The sequence below is a fragment of the Propioniciclava sp. genome (assembly GCF_036744435.1).
GTDB lineage: Bacteria > Actinomycetota > Actinomycetes > Propionibacteriales > Propionibacteriaceae > Propioniciclava.
This window is the reverse complement of the sequence record NZ_DAIOIA010000162.1, coordinates 1-4,971: the sequence shown is the minus strand read 5'-3', so window position 1 is coordinate 4,971 and position 4,971 is coordinate 1. Positions and strand designations below refer to the sequence as shown.

Annotated in this window: 4 protein-coding genes, 1 tRNA gene and 1 pseudogene; 1 reads left to right on the top strand and 5 read right to left on the bottom strand. The window is 69.4% G+C overall.

What is annotated here, in order from left to right; genetic code table 11:
- Window positions 1-110: 110 nt before the first annotated feature.
- From V7E09_RS14360 to V7E09_RS14340, 5 genes are all read right to left on the bottom strand, one after another.
- A tRNA-Asn gene (locus V7E09_RS14360) sits at window positions 111-186 on the bottom strand.
- Window positions 187-223: 37 nt separating this feature from the next.
- The gene (locus V7E09_RS14355) at window positions 224-733 is read right to left on the bottom strand and encodes a hypothetical protein (RefSeq protein WP_324511883.1); all 510 of its coding nucleotides are present in this window, start codon (window positions 731-733) and stop codon (window positions 224-226) included.
- Window positions 734-762: 29 nt separating this feature from the next.
- The gene (locus V7E09_RS14350) at window positions 763-1,560 is read right to left on the bottom strand and encodes a sigma-70 family RNA polymerase sigma factor (protein ID WP_324523590.1); all 798 of its coding nucleotides are present in this window, start codon (window positions 1,558-1,560) and stop codon (window positions 763-765) included.
- Between the two features lie 128 nt (window positions 1,561-1,688).
- Window positions 1,689-3,551 (bottom strand): DNA primase, encoded by a 1,863-nt coding sequence (gene dnaG, locus V7E09_RS14345; RefSeq protein WP_324523589.1) that lies wholly within the window; start codon window positions 3,549-3,551, stop codon window positions 1,689-1,691.
- Window positions 3,552-3,589: 38 nt separating this feature from the next.
- A complete protein-coding gene (locus tag V7E09_RS14340; RefSeq protein ID WP_442956898.1) occupies window positions 3,590-4,666 on the bottom strand; it encodes an HD domain-containing protein in 1,077 nt (358 codons plus the stop codon).
- A gap of 101 nt (window positions 4,667-4,767) precedes the next feature.
- Here V7E09_RS14340 and V7E09_RS14335 point away from each other — a divergent pair.
- Window positions 4,768-4,971: pseudogene (locus V7E09_RS14335) on the top strand (hypothetical protein); the annotation flags it as partial.

Sequence of the window (4,971 nt, the reverse complement as noted above, 5' to 3'; positions counted from 1 at the left end):
CCGGGCCCGGAGGGCACGGTCCCCGCGAACTGGATGAGCCTGCTGCACGGGTGAGTTGCGACGGCCCTGAGATGCCACAGGCCAGATCCTCAATGGACCTGGCCTGTGCGTGGCTCCCCCGACTGGACTCGAACCAGTAACCCTCTGATTAACAGTCAGATGCTCTGCCAATTGAGCTACAGGGGATCGCTCGACGCGAGAAGAAACTCTAGCAAACCCTCAGCTAGAACGCATACTCGGCCCGCAGCCGCGCCAACTCCACTTCGGTATAGGCGAGGATCTCGCCGTCCATGTGGGTGCCCCGTGCCGGGTGAGCGGTCCACATGACGCGTTCGGTCGGATCCATGAGGTTGCGCCGTGCGCTGATCGTCACGTGCCGCCCCGGGAACGGGGTGACGACCTGCTGCAGCAGGAACGTCGACTCCACCCTCTCCCGGAAGGTCTCCGGGAAGCTCTGTGGGTCGGTGAGGTGTTCCTGGCCCTCGTCCCCCGTCGACATCCGCTCCCACCGCAGATCCCCGTCCTCGGTGAACCCCCCGTGGAGAATGTCGTGCCAGCCCAGTTCCTCGGTGGGCCCCCCAGTCCGGAGGATCAGCATCCGATCCGGAAGCGCCACCACGTAGCCGTCCTCGGTCTGAGCCCAGGCCAGGATGCGCGCCGATCCGCCCACATGTGCGTCGGTGCTGGCGACGAGAGCGTCGGGGGCTTTGCCTTTGCGCGAGAACAGCTTCACGCCCCCATTGTGCCTGACCCTCCCAGGCCTCAGGCCGCCAGCGCCCCCTCGCCGGCGCCCCGCAGCAGGGTGAGGGCGGCCTGCTCGTAACGCCGAACCGTGGAAGGGCTGCACCGCAGGACGTCCGCGATCCGGGCGGTGGATAACATCTCCTCCCCTCCCAGGCCGTGCCGCAGGACCAGGATCCGACGCTGGATCGGCGACAGCCGCGCCAGCATCCCTGAGACGTCCAGCGCCGCCACCTCACGCGGCTCCGCGGCCGTGACCGCCTCCTCGTGCTCAGGCGTGAGGCGGCAGGCGGGTCGGAAGGCCAGCAGGGACCGCACCACCGCCTCGGACTCCCCCGTCTGGGCAGCGACCTCGTCGAGGCGTGGGGCCCGCGCCATTCCGCTCGCCAACGCGTCTCGGATCGCGAGGGCGCGTCGCCACTGGCGGGCCCGACGCGGCGGCATGCCGAGCGAGCCGTGAGCCGTCACCGCCTCATCCCAGGCACGCATCCTGATCCACGGGATAGCGCAGCTCGCGAACGAGCCTCGAGTCGGATCAAACCGCCATGCGGCCTCCACCAGCCCCACGCGCCCTTCCTGCGCCAGCTCGTCACGGTCCAGCCCGGTCGCTCGCGCAATCGGGGCGACCACGAAACCCACCAGGGCCAGGTTTCGCTCCACCAGTTCCGCGAAGGCCGCTCGACCTTGCGCCGACAGGCGAGCCAGTTCCTCCGGTGTGGCTCCTGCGGCAGCGGCGAACATGCCGGCCGCCACAGCATCGGCCACGAGCCCGGCCTCGATGCGACGGGAGAGGTCCGCCTCCTGCTGTGGAGTCAACACGGGGCCACCGATTCGATGCGATGTCGTCATGACGGCAGCCTGCGCGCCCGGCGGGGCAACTGCGACCGGTCCGAGCGCTATCCCCGGTCCGCATCCGGACAACACCGATAAAGGTCAGGTGGTTGCGTTCACGCCGGATCGCCGACGGCCATGGCCTGCAATGCTCGGCGCCGCGTCTCCAACTCCAGGAGCTGGGCGAACATCTTGTTGTAGGACGCCTGCTCCTCCACCGGGTTGGTGCGTTGCAGCCGAGATTTCAGGTCGCCGATCTCGCGCAGGACCCGCGCCAGCCGCAGTCGGGCGGCGTACTCGCGGGCGTAGGTGGCCGTCGGCTCAGCCAGCAGCGGTTCGACGCAGAGGGCGACCGCCAACTGCGCGGCCACCGGGTCGGCGAGCGCCGCCACGACCCGCTGCCCGAACCCGGCCTCGCCGCGGCTGGTGGAAGACAGCGTCTCGAAGACCAGCCGGTAGGCCGGATGATCGAAGTCGCCCGCCTCGATGCCTCCCCAATCCGGTGGAAACAAGCCGGGTTGCTGCAGCAACACCTTCAGCACCCCCCGCTCGGTCGCCAGCCGGCGATCCTCGGGGTCAGGAAGCGGAACCATCGCGACCTGCTCGGAGGGAGCCGGCTCCTGCCGACTGACCGTCACCGAACGCTGCTCCGCCGGGACCGTACGCCGGTTGGCCCGTTGGACTTCCGAACGCACCTCGTCGGGGTTCATCCCGACCAGACCCGCGAGTTCACGGATGTACCCCGAGACCAGACCCACGTCGCGGACGCTGGCCACCAACGGCGCGGCCGCCCGGACGGCCGCCAGCCTGCCGTCGGCGCGGTCCAGGTCGAACCGCTCCAAGGTGTTCTTCATCACGTAGCGGTACAAGGGGATGCGCCGGGCCACAAGCTCACGCACCGCGGCGTCACCGCCGCTGATCCGCACCTCGCAGGGGTCCATCCCGCCCGGCTCGATCGCCACATACGTCTGCGCCGAGAACGTCGCATCCGAGGAGAACACCTTCAGCGCAGCCGCCTGGCCCGCGGCGTCCCCATCGAAGGTGAACACCACCTCTCCGGCCAGGGAGTCGCTCGTCATGAGCCGGGCGATCATGCGGCTGTGGTCCGCTCCGAACGCCGTCCCACACGAGGCGACGGCCGTGTCGACACCCGCGATGTGACAGGCCATCACATCGGTGTAGCCCTCGACGACGACCGCCTGGTTCTTCTTGCCGATGTTCTGGCGGGCCAGATCCAGCCCGTACAGCACGTGGCCCTTCTTGTAGACCAGCGTCTCGGGGGTGTTGAGGTACTTGGCCGGCATGCGGTCGTCGTCGAAGATCCGACGCGCACCGAAGCCGAGCGTCGAGCGGCCGGCGTCGCGGATCGGCCAGACCAGACGTCCCTGGAAGAAGTCCCAGCCGGCTTCCCGCACCAACCCGGCCTTGACCAGGTCGTCCTTGCTGAACTTCTTGTCCAGCAAATGGTTGAGGAGATCGCGACCTCCCCGCGGCGCGAACCCGATGCCGAAGTGCTCCGCATGCTCGCGGGTGAACCCGCGATCATCCAGGAACACCCGCCCCTGCACCGCATCCGCGCTGCTCAGGTGCTTGGCGAAGAACTCGGCGGCGAGCTGGTTGGCCTCCAGGACGCGCATCCGCAGGCCCGGTTCATGCCGTGGCGCCCCGTCGCCCTCGGTGTAACGCAACTGCAAGCCGACCCGGTCGGCCAGGAACTCCACCGACTCGGTGAAGCCCATGTTGTTGATCTTCTGCACGAAGCTGATGACGTCGCCGCCCTCGCCGCACCCGAAGCAGTAATAGAACCCCTTGCTGGGGGTCACCCGGAAACTCGGCGTCTTCTCGTCGTGGAAGGGACACAGCCCGACCAGGGCGCCACCCCCGGCGGGACGCAACTGGACGAACGATCCGACCACGTCCTCGATCCGGGACCGCTCGCGGACCGTCTCCAGGTCCTCGGGATGGATCAGGCCGGCCATGCCCGGCAGTGTAGTCCGGCGCCACCTGCGGGGACGCCTCAGGCGCCGCGACCGATCCCGGCCGGCAGGCGATCCGGATCCCAGCCCAGCAGGTTCTCCGCGGTGTCGAACGCGAACCGGTCGGTCATGCCCCCGACGTAGGTGACGGCGGTCACCACCGGATCGGCTTCGGCCTCCTGCCGATAGTCGGGAGGCATGGCGTCGGGGTGTTCGGCGTAGAACTCCACCAGCCCGCGCAGGACGCCGATGACGGCGTTGGACTGCGCCACCGAGTCGGGCCGGGTATAGATGCGCTCATAGTTGAAGCGGCGCATCGCGGCGAGCGCCGCGCCCGCGTCGCCGGACATCCCCACCACGCCGGTCTCGGCGACAGTGGCGATGATGGAGCGGATGAAGGACGCCAGTTGTTCGCGGCGGGTCGCCCCCACCACGGCGGTGATCTCCCGGGGCAGGGTGGCCGGGTCCACGATGCCGGCGTGAACGGCGTCCTCCAGGTCATGAGCGCAGTAGGCGATCCGATCGGCCCAGCTCACCAACTCGCCCTCGATGCTGTGCGGCGCGGGCCGCGACCAGGAGTGGTTCCGGATCCCGTCGAGGGTCTCCCGGCACAGGTTCAGGGGCGCCAAGACGACGTCTGCACCCCAGGGGCCGTGGTCGTACCCGCCCGGAAGGAAGGCGTCGAAGGCGTCCTCGGAGGCATGCCCGCCCGGACCGTGCCCGCAGTCGTGCCCGAGCGCCATGGCGTCGGCCAGCGTCGCATTGACCCCCACGCCACGGGCCAGGGAGGTCGCCACCTGCGCGACCTCGAGGGCATGGGTGAGGCGGGTGCGCTGATGGTCGGTCGGATAGACGACCACCTGCGTCTTGCCCGCCAGCCGGCGAAAAGCCGGCGAGTGCACGATCCGGTCCCGGTCGCGTTCAAAGCACGTCCGTTCGATGTCGGGTTCCTCGGGACGCGCCCGATCCCCCGCCCCGACCGCGAAGGCGGCCTCCGGGACGAGGATGTGCCGTTCCCGTTCCTCGCGCGCCTCCCGGCCGATGGGTGCCCCGAGCCGGATGCGCGCGGCAGAGTCCGCATGGGCCACGACCACATCACCGGCTTGATGCCCGCGCATGGTCGTCGCCCAGGCCACCGTCCTGGGATTCAGCGCATCACTCATGCAGCCATTGTCCCCGGTTCCCTATGCTGGCCTCACCGACGTCAGGAGTGGACACGATGAGCGATCCCAGCCCGAACCCCAAGAACCCCGCGCAACCGGATTCCGGCGCGTACGGGCAACCATCGTTCTCGGACGGCTCCGCCACCCAGCCCGGCTACGGGCAGGGCCCCTACGTCCCGCAGGGTCAGGGCTACACCGATCCCCAGCAGCCCTACGGCGCTCCCACGCAGGGCTACCCCGACCCCAACCAGCCCTACGCG